Source organism: Pseudomonas sp. CAN1 (assembly GCF_030462585.1).
Lineage (GTDB): Bacteria > Pseudomonadota > Gammaproteobacteria > Pseudomonadales > Pseudomonadaceae > Pseudomonas.
Map to the genome: position 1 here is coordinate 116027 of NZ_JASMRU010000014.1, position 18219 is coordinate 134245.

The 18219-nt window shown below is 66.7% G+C and carries 19 protein-coding genes; 11 read left to right on the forward strand and 8 right to left on the reverse strand.

The features are described 5' to 3' along the window. Positions 1–73: 73 nt before the first annotated feature. On the forward strand, positions 74–985 hold the full coding sequence (locus QO207_RS18840; RefSeq protein ID WP_301533842.1) for a LysR family transcriptional regulator: 912 nt from the start codon (positions 74–76) through the stop codon (positions 983–985). Between the two features lie 27 nt (positions 986–1012). Here QO207_RS18840 and QO207_RS18845 read toward each other — a convergent pair whose 3' ends face one another. Together QO207_RS18845 and QO207_RS18850 are read right to left on the reverse strand one after the other, a co-directional pair. Beyond that, positions 1013–1885 carry a hypothetical protein gene (locus QO207_RS18845; protein WP_301533843.1) on the reverse strand — a complete coding sequence of 291 codons (873 nt, stop codon included), beginning with the start codon at positions 1883–1885 and terminating at the stop codon, positions 1013–1015. Positions 1886–2278: 393 nt separating this feature from the next. After that, positions 2279–3103, reverse strand: a complete 825-nt coding sequence (locus tag QO207_RS18850; RefSeq protein ID WP_301533844.1) for an EAL domain-containing protein — start codon at positions 3101–3103, stop codon at positions 2279–2281. Positions 3104–3410: 307 nt separating this feature from the next. Here QO207_RS18850 and otsB point away from each other — a divergent pair, with 307 nt between their 5' ends. Genes otsB through otsA form a run of 3 tightly spaced genes read left to right on the forward strand, consistent with a single transcriptional unit; the run spans position 3411 to position 7413 of the window. Continuing rightward, a complete protein-coding gene (gene otsB / locus QO207_RS18855) occupies positions 3411–4226 on the forward strand; it encodes a trehalose-phosphatase (RefSeq protein WP_301533845.1) in 816 nt (271 codons plus the stop codon). Next, a complete protein-coding gene (locus tag QO207_RS18860) occupies positions 4223–6022 on the forward strand; it encodes a glycoside hydrolase family 15 protein (protein ID WP_301533846.1) in 1800 nt (599 codons plus the stop codon). The genes otsB and QO207_RS18860 overlap by 4 nt, the downstream gene beginning before the upstream one ends. Beyond that, complete coding sequence (gene otsA, locus QO207_RS18865; protein ID WP_301533847.1) at positions 6004–7413, forward strand: alpha,alpha-trehalose-phosphate synthase (UDP-forming); 1410 nt, start codon at positions 6004–6006, stop codon at positions 7411–7413. The genes QO207_RS18860 and otsA overlap by 19 nt, the downstream gene beginning before the upstream one ends. A gap of 47 nt (positions 7414–7460) precedes the next feature. On the opposite strand, the gene QO207_RS18870 is transcribed toward otsA, so the two are convergent. Further along, entirely contained in the window at positions 7461–7628 is a 168-nt protein-coding gene (locus QO207_RS18870; RefSeq protein ID WP_167523180.1) for a hypothetical protein, read from the reverse strand. A gap of 291 nt (positions 7629–7919) precedes the next feature. On the opposite strand from QO207_RS18870, the gene QO207_RS18875 reads away from it, so the two are divergent. Both QO207_RS18875 and QO207_RS18880 read left to right on the forward strand, forming a co-directional pair. Beyond that, positions 7920–8129, forward strand: a complete 210-nt coding sequence (locus QO207_RS18875) for a cold-shock protein (RefSeq protein ID WP_017518411.1) — start codon at positions 7920–7922, stop codon at positions 8127–8129. Between the two features lie 279 nt (positions 8130–8408). After that, positions 8409–8816, forward strand: a complete 408-nt coding sequence (locus QO207_RS18880; protein WP_301533848.1) for a hypothetical protein — start codon at positions 8409–8411, stop codon at positions 8814–8816. Between the two features lie 147 nt (positions 8817–8963). On the opposite strand, the gene QO207_RS18885 is transcribed toward QO207_RS18880, so the two are convergent. Next, complete coding sequence (locus QO207_RS18885) at positions 8964–9188, reverse strand: DUF2798 domain-containing protein (RefSeq protein WP_301533849.1); 225 nt, start codon at positions 9186–9188, stop codon at positions 8964–8966. Then, positions 9185–9775 carry a flavodoxin family protein gene (locus QO207_RS18890; RefSeq protein WP_301533850.1) on the reverse strand — a complete coding sequence of 197 codons (591 nt, stop codon included), beginning with the start codon at positions 9773–9775 and terminating at the stop codon, positions 9185–9187. Before QO207_RS18890 ends, QO207_RS18885 begins: the two co-directional genes overlap by 4 nt. Before the next feature lie 108 nt (positions 9776–9883). Here QO207_RS18890 and QO207_RS18895 point away from each other — a divergent pair, with 108 nt between their 5' ends. Continuing rightward, on the forward strand, positions 9884–10324 hold the full coding sequence (locus QO207_RS18895; RefSeq protein ID WP_301533851.1) for a helix-turn-helix domain-containing protein: 441 nt from the start codon (positions 9884–9886) through the stop codon (positions 10322–10324). Between the two features lie 223 nt (positions 10325–10547). On the opposite strand, the gene QO207_RS18900 is transcribed toward QO207_RS18895, so the two are convergent. Beyond that, on the reverse strand, positions 10548–11411 hold the full coding sequence (locus QO207_RS18900; protein ID WP_301533852.1) for a LysR substrate-binding domain-containing protein: 864 nt from the start codon (positions 11409–11411) through the stop codon (positions 10548–10550). A 133-nt stretch (positions 11412–11544) separates the two neighbouring features. On the opposite strand from QO207_RS18900, the gene QO207_RS18905 reads away from it, so the two are divergent. Genes QO207_RS18905 through QO207_RS18920 form a run of 4 tightly spaced genes read left to right on the forward strand, consistent with a single transcriptional unit; the run spans position 11545 to position 15716 of the window. Further along, positions 11545–12600: an agmatine/peptidylarginine deiminase gene (locus QO207_RS18905; RefSeq protein WP_301533853.1), complete on the forward strand. Its 1056-nt coding sequence runs from the start codon at positions 11545–11547 to the stop codon at positions 12598–12600. Further along, positions 12600–13502 carry an N-carbamoylputrescine amidase gene (gene aguB / locus QO207_RS18910; RefSeq protein WP_301533854.1) on the forward strand — a complete coding sequence of 301 codons (903 nt, stop codon included), beginning with the start codon at positions 12600–12602 and terminating at the stop codon, positions 13500–13502. Before QO207_RS18905 ends, aguB begins: the two co-directional genes overlap by 1 nt. A gap of 2 nt (positions 13503–13504) precedes the next feature. Beyond that, positions 13505–14602 carry an extracellular solute-binding protein gene (locus QO207_RS18915; RefSeq protein WP_301533855.1) on the forward strand — a complete coding sequence of 366 codons (1098 nt, stop codon included), beginning with the start codon at positions 13505–13507 and terminating at the stop codon, positions 14600–14602. 43 nt (positions 14603–14645) lie between these two features. Beyond that, entirely contained in the window at positions 14646–15716 is a 1071-nt protein-coding gene (locus QO207_RS18920) for an agmatine/peptidylarginine deiminase (protein ID WP_301533873.1), read from the forward strand. A 209-nt stretch (positions 15717–15925) separates the two neighbouring features. Here QO207_RS18920 and QO207_RS18925 read toward each other — a convergent pair whose 3' ends face one another. Next, positions 15926–16687: an NAD-dependent deacylase gene (locus QO207_RS18925; RefSeq protein ID WP_301533874.1), complete on the reverse strand. Its 762-nt coding sequence runs from the start codon at positions 16685–16687 to the stop codon at positions 15926–15928. Then, positions 16687–18210: a sensor domain-containing diguanylate cyclase gene (locus QO207_RS18930; RefSeq protein ID WP_301533856.1), complete on the reverse strand. Its 1524-nt coding sequence runs from the start codon at positions 18208–18210 to the stop codon at positions 16687–16689. The genes QO207_RS18925 and QO207_RS18930 overlap by 1 nt, the downstream gene beginning before the upstream one ends. Between the last annotated feature and the right edge of the window lie 9 nt (positions 18211–18219).

Genomic DNA, 18219 nt, shown 5'->3' on the forward strand with positions numbered 1-18219 from the left:
AAGCGACTATCAGTCATGGGATTCGACCGATAAATGGCGTATAGAAGCAGCAAGTCGAAATCAGGAGTTTCGAATGGATCGCCTGACCAGCATGGAAGTATTCGTCCGCGCGGTAGACCTCGGGTCCTTCGCGGCAGCAGCAGATGCCCTGGAAATGTCCGCACCCATGGTGGGCAAGCACGTGCGCTTTCTGGAAGAGCGCCTGGGCGCCCAGTTGCTGATGCGCAGTACGCGCCGGCAGAGCCTGACCGAGGCGGGGCGGATCTACTACGAACGCTGTCGCGCGCTGCTGGCTGACGCCGAGGCGGCGGACATCCTCGCCGTTGGCGAAGTGGCCGAGCCGCGGGGGCGCCTGCGGGTGGCGATGCCGGTGCATTTTGGTCGGCGCTGCGTGGCACCGGTCCTGCTGGATTTGGCGAAGCGCTATCCGCAACTGGAGCTGGACCTGCGCTTCAGTGACCGTCTGACGGACCTGGCGGAAGAGCAGATCGACCTGGCGATTCGCACCGGCGAGCCGCAACCTCGGGACGGCGTCATCGCCCGCCGCATTGCCCGGCAGCGCATGGTGGTCTGCGCCTCACCGGCCTACCTGGAGCAGCAGGGGCGGCCGGGAAGCATCGAGGATCTGGCTGCGCAGCGGGTGCTGGTCTATCACCGCTCCGGGCGGATCAATCCCTGGCTGTTCCCCCGTGAAGGCCAGCCGCCACTGGAGTTCGCGCCGGCTTCACGGTTGCGTTTCGATGATCTGGCGGCCATCGCCGATGCGGCGAAACGTGGTCTGGGCCTGGCTTGGCTGCCGTACTGGCTGGTGCGCGAAGCCATTCTTGCGGGCGAGTTGGAGGAGTTGCTGGCGGAGCAGTCGGGTTTTCCCTACGACGTCTACGCGACCTGGCTGCAGACCAGCCAATTGCCGCGCAAGGTGCGCCTGGCGATCGATGCACTGGTCGAGGTGATTCCCGGCCTAGTGATGCCTGCGCAGGAGTAGGGCGGCCTTGGCGGCCGCCCGCAGGCGTCACTTGGCCGGAGTGAGCTGCAGCACGCGGTCGCGGCCGCCTTCGGCCAGCAGGTAGCCGCCCTTGCCGTCGGGCACGATGGACTGCGGCGCCTTGAGGAACGACAGGATGGTGCGCGGCTCGCCCTTGCCGTCCCACAGCAGCAGGCGCGCGCGGTGGGTGGAGTCCTCGCTGATCCACAGGCCCCGCGCGTCGCACATCAGGAAGGTGGGCTGGTTCAGGCCGGAGAGCAGGATCGGGTCCTGGCCGTCTTCGCTGAACTGGTGCACCACGCCTTTCTTCTTCTCGGTGTAGAGCAGCTTGCCGTCGGTGCAGCGGGTGACCGATTCGGTTTCCTGCAGCTTGTCGCGCAGCACGGTCAGCTCGCCATCGCTCCAGCGGTAGCGCATCAGCCGGCCATTCTCGCCGCGGTCCTCGATGGCGTAGAGGTGGTCGCCGTCGTCCCACAGGCCCTGCACGGACTGGCCCATGAACAGGTCGGTGAGCTTGCCGTCCTTGAGCAGTTGTACCGGTCGGCCGTCGGACTCCTGGCTGAACACCCAGCCCCCCTGGGCGGCGATCATGCCGTCGGGCTTGGACAGGCCGTCGATCACCACCTTGCGCTGGCCGTCGGCGGCAATGCGCAGGATGTTGCCCTGGTCGTTCTTCAGCTCCTGGCTGACCAGCAGCCCGCCGTCGGGCAGCGGCACCAGTGAGGCGGCTTTCTTGACGTCCTTGTGCAGCACCTCGACGGACCAGCCGTTGGCGGCCTGCACCGGATAGAAGTCCTGCCAGGCGAAGAAGGCGAGGGCGGCGGCGATGATGAAGCTGACGCCGGTCAGGGCGAGGCGGAACAGCGAGCGACGGGGCGCGCGCGCGGAATTCTGGGGCATGGATCGGCTGCCAAAGGAGGGGTGGGCAGCGCTGGGGCGATCCTTTTGGATTTGTGCCTTCCTGGCGTCCAGCGTGCAGCCGCGCATGGTAACCAGACAGTTCATCGACGGGCTAGCGGCGAAACGGGTGATCGGCATCACGTCTGCCGCCGCAGGAGTGTCGGCAATCATCGCTCAGCCGACGGTATTGGGACGGAAGTGCCGCGAATAGGCAGGCATCGCTTAGGGAATTTGCGGCTGTTTGCCGCGTTTGTGGTCAATTCTCGGTAATGCGGGAGAATTGGGAAGACGCCCTGATGGCCATTGGCCTACAATTCCTACGTCCTTTGCTGAGGACAATCCAAACGGCCGTTGCGGACAGGAAGTCCGTAACGGTCGTTTTCTTTTGCCCGCTCACTGCGCCGGGCGAACCGGCGTCCTCGTCGCAGCAGTCGATGCATTGCGGCGCTGCGCGTCCGCGCGCAGGAAGGCGTCCAGGCGGCTCGCCGGCATCGGTTTGCCGAACAGGTAGCCCTGCGCCGCATCGCAATCCATCTGCTGCAACTGGCGAAGCTGGCCGGGATCCTCGACGCCTTCGGCGATGACCTTCAGGCCCAGCTCGCGGCCCAGTGCCAGGGCGTGCCTGAGCACGATCAGGCGCCGCGGATCGCCGCTCAGCAGGCTGGTCACCAGGTGGCGGTCCAGCTTCAGTTCGGTGAAGGGCATTTCCACCAGGCGCTGCAGGGTCGAATGACCGCAACCGAAATCATCGATGGCCAGCCCGCAACCGAGTTCACGCAGGCGCAGGGCATTCTCCAGGCTCACGCCGAGGCCTTGCAGGGGTGAGGTTTCGGTCAGTTCGAAGGTGATGCGCTGCGGCTCGATGCCCAGTTCCTCGAGCTTCTGTGCGAGCAGTGCCGCCAGCCCCGGCCGGGCGAACTGCTCGGCTTCCAGGTTGAACGACAGCCGCAGGTCCGCGGCGCCGCTGGCCAGCAGCGCGGCAATGGCCTGCTCCATCAGCTCCAGCAGCATCCCGTCGAGCAGGCCGGCCTGGCGGATCGCCGGCAGGAATTCGCCGGGCAGCAGCATTGCGCCTTTTTCCGCTCGCCAGCGGGCGAGCACCTCGAACCCGTAGACACGCGCCGAAGCGACCGCCACCTTGGGTTGCAGGTAGGCGCAGAGCCCCCCTGAATCAGGCAGGCGAGGGAACGGCAAGGGCAGGGCGGACAGCGAAGTCATGGACAGCTCCCGAAGGAAGGTTCGGTCACATTGTCGGAGTTGTGCCTTGGACAATGAGGCATAACTTTCCATTTCGGCTGTAGGGGAAGTCCTATTCGTAGAATTTTCCCTCAGACGACTTTTTTCATCTCCGCCTGACCCTTGCCCTGACTGGCTCCTGCGCCGTTTCTGATATGCCGGGTCGCTCTGCGGCGGCACTTGCGGTCGACCCTGGCGGTCTCGCATGTTAGGGTCCTTGGGCTCCCTTTCACGTCCGCAACGGCTACCCACGGCCGCGCGGCACGTCCTGAACATGGAGAAATGGCTCATGTCACGTCCCGTACCAAGGGGACCTGTCGACACCGCCATGGTCCCGCATAGCGAGGCCTCAGCCACTGCGCTGCTGAACCTCTGGCTCAGCCGACCTCAGCAGACCGCATTGTTCCTGGATGTCGACGGAACCCTCCTGGACATCGCCGAATCGCCCGACGCAGTCGTCGTACCGCGCGGGTTGCTCGATGCGCTCACGCAACTGCATCGCAGACTCGACGGTGCCCTGGCCCTCATCAGCGGCCGCCCGGTCGAAGAACTCGACCGGCTCTTGCAACCCTTGCGCCTCGCCGCCAGCGGCGGCCACGGCGCCCACTGGCGCGAAACCGGCGGCAGCCCGTTGCGCCGTACCACCAAGGACCTGCCCGCCTGCATGCGGGTGCGCTTGAACGCCCTGGCCAACCGCCATGTCGGCATCCAGGTCGAGGACAAGGGCAGCAGCTACGCGCTGCACTATCGCTCCGCGCCCTCGCTGGCCACCGAACTGCGCGCCGAACTACAGGCGTTGTTGCGCGGCCCGGAAGGCGCCGGGCTGCGCTTGCTCAACGGCAAGCAGGTCTACGAAGTCGTCCCTGAAGGCGTCGACAAGGCCCAGGCGATCCAGCGGCTGCTGGGCATGCCGGGCTTTGCCGGGCGCCTGCCGCTGTACATCGGCGACGACGTCACCGACGAACCCGCCATCGCGTTGATGCCGGCCCTGGGCGGCCTCGGCCTCTCGGTCGGGCGTGCCTTGCCCGGTGCCAGCGCGGTGTTCAGCGACGCGGAGCAAGTCCGTGAAGCACTCATGCAAGCAGCAGGAGGCAATCACCGATGACGAACCGGCACGAAGGTGCTCTGGAACTGGGCCTGATCGGCAACTGCCGGGTGGCCGCCCTGGTCAACCCGCAGGCACGCCTGGTCTGGTGGTGCTACCCGAACTTCGACAGCGACCCGGCGTTCTCCCGGCTACTGGCCGGCGATGACGAGAAAGGCTTTGCCGACGTGGTGCTGGAGAACCAGGTCAGCAGTACGTCCGACTACCAGCGCAACACGGCGATCATCACCACCGTGCTGTGCGACGACAACGGCGGCGCGGTGCGCATCACCGACTTCGCCCCGCGCTTCCTGCAGCACGGCCACCTCTATCGCCCGGCGCAGCTGTGCCGGCTGATCGAGCCCATCGAAGGCGTGCCGAAGATCACCCTGCGCGTACGCCCGACCCATGGCTACGGCAAGCCCAGCCAGGGCGCCAGTGGTTCCAGCTACATCCGCTACCTGGAGGGCGACGAGCCGCTGCGCCTGACCACCGATGCGCCGCTGGCCTACATCCAGCACGAGACGCCGTTCGCCCTGCGCCACCCGGTGAGCCTGGTGATCGGCCTGGACGAGCCGTTGGGCAACGCCCCCGGCGAGGTGGTCCGCGATTACCTCAAGCGCACCGAGAACCACTGGCACGACTGGGTTCGCGGCCTGGCCATCTGCTTTGAATGGCAGCAGGTGGTGATCCGCTCGGCCATCACCCTCAAGCTGTGCAACTTCGAGGACACCGGCGCGATCGTCGCCGCCGCCACCACCTCGCTGCCCGAGGCGCCGGACTCCCAGCGCAACTGGGACTACCGCTACTGCTGGCTGCGCGACGCCTACTTCGTGATCCTCGCCCTCAACCGCCTGGGCGCCACGCGGACCATGGAGGGCTACATCGACTTCATCACCACGGTGGCCAGCGGCGACGCCCCGCTCAAGCCGCTGTACGGCATCATCCCCAACCAGGACCTCACCGAGCGCATCGAGCCGGACCTCGCCGGCTTCCTCAATCACGCCCCGGTGCGCGTCGGCAATCAGGCGGTGGAGCAGACCCAGCACGACGTGTTCGGCTCGGTGGCCCTGGCGGTGCTGCAGAGCTTTGTCGACGAACGCCTGCCCAACCCCAGCAGCGAGGGCATGCTGCAACTGCTGGAAAACCTTGCCGCGAAGGCCGTACATGCCGCCTTCGAGCCTGATGCCGGCATCTGGGAATACCGTGGCCGCCAGCGCGTCCACACCCATTCCGCGCTGCTCTGCTGGGTAGCCTGTGACCGCGTCGGGCGTATCGCCAAGCGCCTGGGCCGCAGCGACGAGGCCAGCGGCTGGATGCAGAAGGCCGCCGGCCTGCGCGAGCGCATCCTTGCCGAGGCCTGGAGCGAGAAGAAACAGTGTTTCACGGGCGCCTTCGGCCACGACGACCTCGATGCCAGCGTGCTGCTGATGAACGAGCTGGGCATCATCGAGGCCGATGACCCGCGCTTTGTCGCCACGGTCGAATGCATCGGCCGCGAGCTCAACGTCAACGGACAGATGCTGCGCTACGCCGCCGCCGATGATTTCGGCGTGCCGGAAACCGCCTTCCTGGTGGTCAAGTTCTGGTACCTCGATGCGCTTGCCGCCATTGGCCGCACCGACGAGGCGCGCCAGTTGTTCGAACAGCTGGTGGCCGCGCGCAATAGCTACGGGCTGCTCTCCGAGGACTTGCATCCGCAAACGGGCGAGCTGTGGGGGAACATCCCGCAGACCTACTCCATGGCCGGGCTGATCAACTCCGCCATGCGCCTCTCCATCGGCTGGGAGGAGGGTCTATGTCGCGCCTCGTGGTGATTTCCAACCGGGTCGCGATCGCCGACGAGAACGGCCCGGCACCCGGCGGGCTGGCGGTGGCGGTGGATGCCGCCATGCGCAACCGCGAGGGCATCTGGTTCGGCTGGAGCGGCGCGAAGGCCGAGGAGCCGGGCCCGCCGACCATGGTGCAGCGCGACAACCTGCAGTACATCCTCACCGACCTGCACCCGCAGGACTTCGACGAGTACTACAACGGCTTCGCCAACCGCGTGCTCTGGCCGATCCTGCATTACCGGGTCGACCTCGCCGAGTTCAACGAGGCCGAGTTCGGCGGCTACCAGCGGGTCAACGAGTTCTTCGCCGAGCGCCTGAGCCCGCTGCTGGAGGAGGACGATGTCCTCTGGGTCCACGACTACCACCTGATTCCCCTGGCCGCGGCCCTGAGGCAGCGCGGGCACGCCAACCGCATCGGTTTCTTCCTGCACATCCCGATGCCACCGGCCGACCTGATCACCGCGCTGCCGCACCACGACGAACTGATCCGCGCGCTCACCGAATACAACCTGATCGGCTTCCAGACCGAGAACGACGCCAGCAACTTCGCCCGCTACCTGACCCGCGTGGTCGGCGCGGCGACCCCTGACGGCCGGCGTTATCACCTGGAAGACCAGCACTTCCGCGTCGGGGTCTTCCCGGTGGGCGTGGACGCCGCCGGCTTCCGCCAGCTCGCCGAAGAGGCCTCGCAGAGCCAGGCCGCCGAGGACCTGCGCGAAAGCCTGGGCGGACGCGCGCTGATGGTGGGGGTGGATCGCCTCGACTATTCCAAGGGCATCGTCAACCGGCTGGACGGCTACGAGCGCTTCCTGGAGCGCAACCCGGACTGGCACAACCGTGTGACCTGCCTGCAGATATCACCGGGCAGCCGCCAGGACATTCCCGAGTACGCCGACATCGACGCCGCCGTCAGCGCGCGGGTCGGGCACATCAACGGGCGTTTTGGTGCCGTGTCCTGGGTGCCGCTGCGCTATGTGGCACGCAACCACCAGCGCGCCGATATCGCCATGGTCATGCGTCATGCGCGCATCGGCCTGGTGACGCCGCTGCGCGACGGCATGAACCTGGTGGCCAAGGAATTCGTCGCCGCCCAGGACCCGGACGATCCCGGTGTGCTCATCCTCTCCCAGTTCGCCGGTGCCGCAGCCGAACTGGGTGGCGCGCTGATCATCAACCCCCACGACCGCGACGCCCTGGCCGACGCCATGCTCAAAGCCCTGCGCATGCCCCTCAAGGAACGCCAGGCTCGCCACCGTGACATGTACGCCGTGTTGGAAGCCAACGACATCCGCTTCTGGGGCCCGAGCTTCATCGACGCCCTGACACGGCCGGGCAGGGCGCTGAACTGGTTGTCGAACCATTACCTCAGCCACTGAAACGCAAAACCCCGCCATGGCGGGGTTTTCTTCATGCATTCAAACGCTCAGGGCGCTGGCTTCTTGCCATCGGATTTCGCCCACTGCGACTTTCGCTCGACCTTCACTGCCAGCTGGCCAACGGGGATTTCCTGGATTTCGCCACCCTGGGAGAGGAAGGCGGCAATCTTTTCATCGAGCTCCGAACGTTCGCGAATCAGCTGTGAATCAGTCATGAAGTCACCTATGCGTTGGGGCGCCAAACCGGCCCGGCCAGACTACACGGGTTTCACTTGACGTGCCGGGAAAGCTCGACCATTTGTCAAAATCGCACCCGACCAACAAAAAAAGCTATGAATCGGCGCCAAACCTTGTATTCTGCATGGGCTGCCTGCCCAGTAACGAGTTCCGCGACTTGATGTTCTTCTACAAGATGCTCCATCTCCTCGGCACCTCTTCACTACGCATTCAGCTCATCGCCGGTCGGCTTTCGGCCGGCCTTTAGCATTCTTTTAGGAGACAACATCATGTCCGATCGTCAAAACGGCATCGTCAAGTGGTTCAACGCTGAGAAGGGCTTCGGCTTCATCACCCCGGAAAGCGGCCCGGACGTATTCGTTCACTTCCGTCAGATCGAAGGCAACGGCTACAAGTCCCTCGACGAAGGCCAGAAGGTCAGCTTCGTTGTGACTGCCGGCCAGAAAGGCCCGCAAGCTGAACAAGTTCGCGCTGTCTAATCGACATCGCTGACGAAAAACCCCGCCTCGGCGGGGTTTTTTTATGCCTGCGTGAAAGTGGCACCGTGAGGCTGCCACGCTCCGGGAACGTTCCGGGACGAACGGCACGAAAGCGCGAACTTGAGCCCGCGATCGAACATTTCCTACGTGCCCGGTGTCTCATTGGGCGAGGAAAAGTCTGGCCTCCGCCTGCGCCCTCGGCTTATATAACCCCTTCGCCGCTGTAGACCCGCAGGGATGGCGGCCCCACGAGATCAAGGAACGATGATGCGACGAGTCATGACGATTCTGTTCGCCGCTGCCCTGTTGCAGGGCTGTGCGCACCGCAATACCGGCATCCAGTGCGAAGACAACTTCAACTCTGCGGGTGGTTTCATTGCCGGCAAGACCTACAACTCCAGCGTCGTATTCGACCACCTGGCCCCCGAGAAGGCCTTCCACAACGCGCAGAAGGCGCTGCTGAAGGAAGGCTTCTCCATCGATTCCGCCGATGACGAGCGCGGCATCATCTCCGCCCACCAGGGCGTCATCCTGAGTACCCGCACGGCGCCGATGAGCATCGTGGTCGAGGAAGCCGGCAAGGGCAGCAAGGTCAGCTACATCTTCACCACCGCCGGTGGCATGTACACCACCGATGGCGTGGTGCGCGATGGCTTCTGCCGCCTGGCGGACGGGATGCGCGAGTAGGAGCGGACTCCGTCCGCGATGGTTTCCCTTCGCTCGGAGCTTCTGGAGCGGACGCCTGGATGGAATCTGCGTGCTCTACGCCGTCCTACCGGCCAAGTTCCCTGATCTTCCTCCGTAAAGTGAGGCGATCGCGGACGGAGTCCGCTCCTACGTCTTGACCAGCTTCTCGACCAGGCGGCGCGTCAGGGGTGAGATGACCAGCACCAGCGGAAAGGCGATGCTCCAGCTGGTGAGCCACGCGCCCAGCCATAGCTGGGCAAAGGCCGGCGCCAGGCCGACCGCGCGCCAGGTGGAAAGGCCGGAGACCAGCAGCGTCATCACGCCGGACAGGATCAGTGCGAACTGCAGCGGGGCGTAGCGGCGGGCGATCATGCGCTGGCCTTCTGCGCCTGCTCGATCTGCGGCTGCTGCAGGCGGGCGAGGGTTTCGGCGAAAAGCTCGCCAAACAGCCGCGCTGTCTTCAGGTCGCCGGGGCAGAAGTCCGCAGCGGTCTTGTCGGCCTGGGCCATCAGTCCGGACCAGGAGCCGAGGCGGTTGGCGGCTTCCTCGATGGGCACGCCCAGGTGCTGTTCGGGGAGGATCGGGTTGCCGGCCCAGAGCATCCCGTGCTGCATGCAGAAGGTGAACAGCGAGATCAGCGTCGACTGCTTGTCACCGGCCGGCAGCGCCGAGACGGTGAAGCCCGCCGCGAGCCGGCCGCGCAACTTCTGCTGGCGCCAGAGCGGCCCGGTGGCATCCATCAGGGCTTTCAGTGGCGCAGAGACGCCGCCCAGGTAGGTGGGCGATCCCAGGATCAGGCCGTTATAGGCGAGCAGCGTTTGCGGTTGTTCGATCAACTCCTGTGCCTTGAGCAGGTGTACTTCGCAGCCGGGCACCTGGCGAGCGCCGCTGGCGATGGCCTGGGCGATGCGCTCGGTACGGCCGCTGGCGCTGTGGTAGACGATGGCGATGGTTTTCATGGTTTCTCCGCAGGTTGCACGCTAGGGGGAAGCCACGCGTGGATTGACCACGGCGGGCTTTGGCGTGAACCTACAAGTTCAAGCGAACTTGAGGTCAAAGGGTGTTCCATGGATATCGCTGATGTGGCCAGGCGCTCCGGTGTGCCGGCGTCGACCCTGCGCTTCTACGAGGAAAAGGGGCTAATCGTTTCGCTCGCCAGGCCCGGTGCGCGCCGCCAGTTCGCGGCGCAGATTCTCGACCAGCTGGCGCTGATCAGCCTGGGGCAGTCGGCCGGCTTCCGCCTGGAGGAAATCCGCTCGATGTTTTCCGGTGACGGTGGGACCAGCATCGACCGGCAGATGTTGGCGGCCAAGGCGGACGAGCTGGATGCGACGATCCGACGGCTGCGGGCGATGAGCCGGGGGCTGAGGCATGCGGCGGCGTGCCCGGCGCCCAGTCACGCGGAGTGCCCGACTTTCCAGCGGCTGGTAAAGGCGGCGGCGGAGAGTGCGCTGGAGGGGAAGAGGGAGCGGGGGAGGTTGAAGAAGGGGAAGGACGCCATCGGATGAGTTTGGAGAGGCAGCTATCGGCTGACACGCTGTTGTAGGAGCGAGCTTGCTCGCGAACCGCCTGACAGCGGAGTCGCCGGAAAATCCGTTCGCGAGCAAGCTCGCTCCTACAAGGCGAATAGCGGTGCGAGTCCCCGAAGAGGCCTTGCCAGCCACGTGGGGCGAATAACCCGGAACGGGTTATCCGCCGTTATGGCGGATAACGCCTCAGGCGTTATGCGCCCTACAGGGAGACACCCAGCGCGGCCGAAAGCCACTCGCAGAAGCCCACCGCCTGCGCGTTGCGCTCGCTCTGCTGATGCACCAGCAGCGACCAGTTCGGCCCGCGCACGGCCTGTTCGCTGAGTGGTGCCAGCAGGCCATTTTCCTGCGCATCGCCGGCCAGCAGCTGGCTTACCAGGGCAACGCCCAGCCCCTGGCTGGCGGCATCCAGCAGCAGGCCGGGGTCGGAGAAGTTCAGCCCTTCGCTGCGCTGACCAACGTCGGCGCCGCCTTGCAGTTGCCAGTGTGCCCAGTCCATCTCCCGTTCGCCGTGCAGGGTGGTGCGCGTCGCTTCCGCCTGCGCCAGCAGCGAGGGATGGCAGGCGGGGTACAGGCGATCCTCCAGCAGCACGCGGAAGCGGCATTCGGCCTGGGCGGTGAGGTCGTCGCGCACGGCGATATCGATGGTCTGGGTGGCCATGTCCGGGGTTTCGTCGGTGGTCAGCAGCCAGAGGTCGATCTGCGGGTGGCGTGCATGGAAGTCGTCCAGGCGCGGCACCAGCCAGTGGCGGGCGAAGGCCGGGGTGGTATTGACCACCAGCTGGTTGGGTTTGCGGTACTGGTCCAGGCGGCGGATGCCCACGGCCAGCTGTTGCAGCATGGATTGCGTGGTGCTGAGCAGGTCCGCGCCGGCGTCGGTCAGCGCCACCTTGCGCCCGGAGCGATAGAACAGCGGCTGTTCGACGAAGCTTTCCAGGCTGCGGATCTGCTGGCTGATGGCCGACTGGGTGAGGTGCAGTTCCTCGGCGGCCTTGTGGAAGCTGCCCAGGCGCGCGGCGGCTTCGAAGCCGCGCAGGGCATTCAGGGGTGGCCAGTGTTTGAGCATGATCGATAAGTCTGCCTAATCAGATTTACGCAAAATCTATCGTTTGTTCTGACATTTTTACAGGCCTAGCATGGTCGTCAGGCGCCGCTGAACCTTTTCCTTCCGATAAAAATTACTTACCAAAGGCTTGAGTATGCATCGCAACGACGACATGCAGAACGGCTGGCGCATGCCTGCCGAATGGGTCAACCACGCGGCGACCTGGATGGCATTCCCGCATAACCGTCCGCTCTGGGAGGGCGGCTGGCACGTGACCCTGGAGCAGGTGCAGGAAGACTTTGCCCGCGTCGCCAACGCCATCGCCCGCTTCGAGCCGGTAAAGCTGGTGGTGGACCCGTCCGCCATGGCCCGCGCCGCCGAGCTGTGCGGGGCCAACGTCGAGCTGGTGCCGCTGCCCATCGACGACAGCTGGTGCCGCGATTCCGGGCCGACCTTCGTCTGCCATCCGCAGCACGGCGTGGCCGGCGTGAGCTGGCGCTTCAACGCCTGGGGCGGAAAGTCCGAGCACACCCTGGACGAAGGCCTGGGCCGGCGCATCCTGAATAACCTTGGGCTCGACTGCTTCGGCACGCCGCTGGCCAACGAGGGCGGGGCGATCCACGTGGACGGCGAGGGCACGCTGATCACCACCGAGTCGGTGCTGCTCAACCCCAACCGCAATCCCGGCGTCAGCAAGCGCGAGATGGAGGAGATCTTCAGTCGTCTGCTGGGCGTGACCAAGACCATCTGGCTGCCGGGCGACCCGCAGTACGTCACCGGCGACATGACCGACGGCCACGTCGACGGCGTGTGCGCCTTCGCCCGCCCCGGCGTGCTGCTGGTGGATGCCACCCACGACGCCTCCAGCACCTACGCCGAAGTGGCGCGCGAGAACCGTCGCGCACTGGAGCTGGCCACCGATGCCAAAGGGCGCTCCTTCGAGCTGATCGAGCTGTTCGAAGCCAGCGCGGCGGTGGACCCGGAGGCGGAAGTCTTCTGCGCGTCCTACACCAACTTCTACCTCGCCAATGGCGCGGTGATCATGCCGGCCTACGGCATCGCCGCCGACGACGAGGCCGCTGCCGTGCTGGCCCGCGCCTTCCCCGGTCGCGAAGTGGTGCCGGTGCGCATCAACAACCTGGCCCACGGCGGTGGCGGCGTGCACTGCATCACCCAGCAGCAGCCGGCCTGGCCGCTGGGAGGCCTGTGATGGGCAAGCTGACCGTCGCTGTCCTGCAGTTTTCCTGTAGCTGGGACCTGCCGCGCAACCTCGCCGAAGCTGAGCGCCACGTGCGCGCAGCGGCGGCTGCCGGGGCGAAGCTGATCCTCCTGCCCGAGCTGTTCGCCACGCCGTACTTCTGCATCGAGCAGGACCATTGCCATCTGGCTCTGGCCCAGCCCTTCGACGACAGCCCGCTGCTGCAGCGCTTCGCCCGGCTGGCGGCGGAGCTGAACGTGGTGCTGCCGATCAGTTGGTTCGAGCGCGCCGGCAACGCCTACTTCAACTCGCTGACCGTGGCCGACGCCGACGGCAGTCTGCTCGGGGTGTACCGCAAGACCCACATCCCCAACGCCATCGGCTACCAGGAGAAGGAATACTTCAGCCCCGGCGATACCGGCTTCCGTGTCTGGGACACCGCCGTCGGCCGCATTGGCGTGGGCATCTGCTGGGACCAGTGGTTCCCCGAGACCGCCCGCTGCCTGGCGCTGCAAGGCGCGGAGATGCTGCTGTTCCCCACTGCCATCGGCTCCGAGCCGGGCGCCGCGCAGCTGGATTCCCGCGACCACTGGCAGACCGCCCAGCGCGGCCACGCCGCCGCCAACCTGCTGCCGGTGCTGGCGGCCAACCGCATCGGCGAGGAAGTGGCGCCCAGCGATGACACGCTGCGCATGCGCTTCTACGGCTCGTCCTTCATCACCGACCACAAGGGCGCGCTGCTGGCCGAGGCCGGGCGCAACGAGGCCGCCGTGCTGGTGCGCGAGCTGGACCTCGACCTGGCCCGCGAGGAACGCCTGACCTGGGGCGTCTACCGCGACCGCCGCCCGGAAATGTACGGCCCGCTGCTCGGCCTCGACGGCCGCCACCTGCACCCGCGCTGGCAAGGAGTCTGACCATGAACAAGCACCTGCTGATCGGCGCGCTGGGGTTGTCCCTGGCGTGCACCCTGCAACCGGCCACGGCCGAAGAAAAGGTCCTGCGCCTTTTCAACTGGGCGGACTACTTCGCCCCCGATACCCTGGCGAATTTCACCAAGGAGACCGGCATCCGCGTCATCTACGACGTGATGGACAGCAGCGAGACGCTGGAGGCGAAGATGATGGCCGGGCACAGCGGCTATGACCTGATCTTCCCCGGCGATACCGTCGCCGAGCGCCTGATGCGTGCCGGCGCCCTGCAGAAGCTCGACGAGAGCAAACTGGAGCACCTGGGCGACATCGAGCAGGGCTTGCAGAGCCTGCAGACCAAGTACCCGTACTCGCGGCACGCCGTGGTGCCCTACACCTGGGGCAGCATCGGCCTGACCTACAACCAGGCGAAGATCGAGCAGCGCATGCCCGGCGCGCCGGTGAACAGCCTCGACCTGATGTTCAAGCCGGAAATGGCCAAGCACTTCGCCGATTGCGGCATCTCGATGATCGACTCGCCGGACGAAGTGCTCGCCGTGGTGCTCAACTACCTCGGCCGCGACCCGCGCAGCGGCAAGCCGCAGGACCTGAGCGAAGCGCTGGCGGTGCTCAACGGCATCCGCCCGTACATTCGCAAGTTCCAGTCGCAGCCGGTGACCCAGCTGGTGAACGGCGACCTGTGCCTGTCGCTGGGCTACAGCGGCGACGTGATCCAGTCGCAACGCGCCGCCGACGAGGCGAAGAAGCCCGAGCGCTTCGAGTACCGCGTGCCGCGCGAAGGTACTTCGGTGTGGATGGACACCATGGCCATCCCCGCCGACGCGCCGCACCCCGAGTACGCCTATGCGCTGATCAACTACCTGATGCGCCCCGAGGTGATGGCGGCCATCAGTAACGCCACCGGCTACCCGACCTCCAACGCCAAGGCGCGGCCGATGGTCGAGGCGAGCATGCGCGACAATCCGGACATCTATCTTGATGAGAAGGCCTACGCGCGGCTGTTCCCCGGCAAGGACATCCCGCAGCGCGACATGCGGGCGCGGATGCGCACCTGGACCAGTTTCAAGACCGGCACCGGCGGCTGAGGAGGCGAGGATGATGACACGCAGGAACCTGCTCGGCGCCGGCATGACGCTGGCGACGGGTCTCGGGCTCGGCCTGGGCCGCGTCGCCCTGGCGGCGAAGCCCTGGTACATGCCCGACGAGCACCGCAAGCAGGAGCGGGTGTTCGTCGCCTACGCGGCGAGCGCCGACATCTGGGAGGACCTGGCGCCCAACGTGAATGCCACGGTGGCCCGGCTGGCCCGCGCCATTGCCGAGTTCCAGCCGGTGACGGTGCTCTGCCGGCCGGAGCAGGAGGCGGAAGCCAAGCGCGCGTGCGGCGGCCAGAACATCGACTTCCTGCCGCTGCCGGTGGATGACATCTGGGTGCGCGACTACGGCGGCTGCTTCCTGGTCAACGATGCGCCGGGCGGCCTGGCACTGGCCGACTTCAACTTCAACGGCTGGGGCGGCAAGCAGACCGCCAAGCGCGATGGTCAGGTGGCCGCCGCGCTGGCGGAGGAGCTGGAGGCGAAGGCTCTCATCAGTGAGCTGTGCGGGGAGGGTGGTGGCATCGAGGTGGACGGCCACGGCACCGCGATCTTCACCGAGAGCTGCTGGCTCAACGACAACCGCAACCCCGGCTGGACGCGCTCGCGCATCGAAGCGGAGATGAAGCGGGTGCTGGGATTGCGCAAGGTGATCTGGCTGCCGGGCATTCGTGGCAAGGACATCACCGATGCCCATGTGGATTTCTATGCGCGTTTCGTCGAGCCGGGCGTCGTGGTGGTCAACCTGGACAACGACAAGCGCTCCTACGACTACGAGGTCACCCGCAAGCATCTGGCGATCCTGCAGAGCGCCACCGACGCCGATGGCCGAAAGCTCAAGCTGCACAGCCTGCCGCCGCCGCTGAAACCCAAGCCCAGTGCCTTCAACCGCGACAACCCGGACTTCGCCGCCGGTTACATCAACTACCTGCCGGTAAACGGCGGGGTGATCGCCCCGCAGTTCGGTGATGTGGCGGCCGACGAGCATTGCCATGCCTTGCTCAGCGAGCTGTACCCGGACCGGGAGATCGTCCAGCTGAACATCGACCCGATTGCGGCAGGCGGTGGCGGCATCCATTGCGTGACGTTGCAGATGCCGGCGGTGTAGCGCGTCCCGGCGATGCGCCATGGCCCTGCGTAGGAGCGGACTCCGTCCGCGATTGGCCCCGCCTCGCGCCGGATACCATCGCGGATGCTGGCATTTCCGGTGTGCGTCGGCGTGGCGAATAATGGGTATCGCTGCGCTCCACGCCATCCTACGTTGAGCAGTCCTGCCAGGCCGTAGGGCGCATAACGCCCCAAGCGTTATCCGCCGTTCTAGGGTGCCGGGAAAGCGGCGGCGAGCAGGGCGGGTAGGGCTTCGCCGGCAGCGCTGGCCAGGGCGAAATCACGCTCGCCATGCAAGGGGCCGGGCGCGGGGTTGATGTGCAGGACGGTGGCGCGCAGGCGCCAGGCGATCTCGGGGATTTCCGCGGCTGGGTAGACGACGCCGGAGGTGCCGATGGAGATCAGCAGGTCGCACTGCTCGGCGGCGTGGAAGGCGTCGGTGATCGCGCCCATCGGCAGGCTTTCGCCGAACCACACCACGCCGGGGCGCAGCGGGCCGCCGCAGTGGGTGCAGGCCGGCGGCGTGACGCGGCGGCCGGCCTCGGGTTCGTCCGGTATCGGCAGCGGCGCATCCGGCTCGCGCTGGCAGAGGAAGCAGTGCGGGCGCTCCAGCTGGCCGTGCAGGTGGGTGACGTCCTGGCTGCCGGCACGCTCGTGGAGGTCGTCGACGTTCTGGGTGATCAGCGTGAGCCTGGGCACCTTGCCCGCCAGCTCGGCGATGGCCAGGTGCGCGGGGTTGGGCTGCGCGCGGTGGACCATGCTGCGTCGCCACTCGTACCAGCCCCAGACCAGCGCCGGGTCGGCGCGGAAGGCTTCGGCGGTAGCGAGGGAGGCGGCATCGAAGCGCTCCCACAACCCGGTGAGGCGGTCGCGGAAGGTGGGAATGCCGCTCTCGGCGGAAACCCCGGCGCCGGTAAACACCACGACATGGCGCGCCGTGCGCAGGGCATCGAGCAGGGCAGAGTCGAGGATCATGGTGCGGCTCCTTGCGGCGTCGGCGCGCTTTCCATCCGGTTGCGGCCGGCGGCCTTGGCGCGGTACAGGGCGCGGTCGGCGGCTTCGATCAGGGCCTGCGGGTTGCTGTCGCTGCCGCCGGGCAGGGTGGCGATGCCGATGCTGGCGGTGATGCGCCCCAGCGGGCTGCCGGCATGGGTGAGGTTGGCCTGGCGCAGGCGCTGCATGAACTGCTCGGCCACGGCCTGGGCACCTTCGGGGCCGGTGTTGGGCAGGATCACCGCCAGCTCCTCGCCGCCATAGCGCGCGGCAAGATCGGCCGGGCGCCGCACGCTGTCGGCCAGGACGCGACCGATGCGCCGCAGGCAGTCGTCGCCGGCCGGGTGGCCATAGGTGTCGTTGAAGCGTTTGAAGTGGTCCACGTCGATCAGCAGCAGGCCCAGCGGCGTGTGTTCGCGGTGGGCGCGGCGCAGTTCGGCGAGCAGGTGGTCGTCGAAGCTGCGGCGGTTTTCCAGCCCGGTCAGCGGGTCGCGGGAGGCTAGCACTTCCAGCTGGCGGTTGGCCTTGAGCAGGTCCTCGCGGGCATCGCGCAGCAGGCGCTCGGTGCCGATGCGGCGCTGGATGGCGAGGATCAGCAGGCTGCCGATGACCACGATGACCATCAGCAGGCCGAAGGCGATGGCCACCGTGCGCAGGGCGTCGGCGCGCCAGGCGGCGAGGGCTTCGTCTTTGCCCAGGGCGACTGAGGTCACCAGCGGGTAGCGCTCGTTCTTGCGGAAGGCGTAGATGCGTTCGATGCCGTCCAGCGACGAGGCAAAGGTGGCGCTGCCCACCGTGGCGCTCTCCAGGTACTGGGTGAAGATCGGCGAGCGCGACAGCACGCGGCCCATGTCGCTTTCGCGGAACGGATAGCGCACCAGCACCTGGCCGTTACTGGTGGCGACGCCGATGGCGCCGCTGTGGCCGATGTCGATCTTGCCGAACAGGCGCAGGAAGTCCTGCACGCCGAGTGTCGCGACTATCACCCCGGCGAAGTGGCCCTGGGCGTCGTTGTAGCGGCGGCTGACGGTGATCACCCAGACGCCGGTGGCGCGGCTGTGGATCGGCTCGCCGATGTAGGCGTCCAGCGAGGGGTTGTCGCGGTGGTGGATGAAGTAGGCGCGGTCGGCGCTGTTGGAGCCGGGCGGGAAGGGGCCGTTGGAGGTCATCAGCCAGTTGCCCTGGGCGTCGTAGATGCCGATGCCGTTGAGCTGGGCGAGCAGGTGCTGCTGGCGCTGCACCAGTTCGTTGAGCCGCTGCAGCTGCGGCGCGCCGCTGCCTTCGTGTTCCAGGCGCTCGGCGAGGCCGAGCAGGAGCATGGAGCTCTGGGTGACGATGCCTTCGACGTAGGTGTCCAGCGCCTGGGTCAGGTTGAGGTTGTGGGTGGTGGTCTCCTCCAGCGTCCGCTCGCGTGCCGACCACAGCTCCCAAGCCGTGGCGATGGCCACGGTGAGGCTGATGATCGACAGCAGGAGGATGGCTAGGCGGATATCGCGTTTCACACTGGCCTC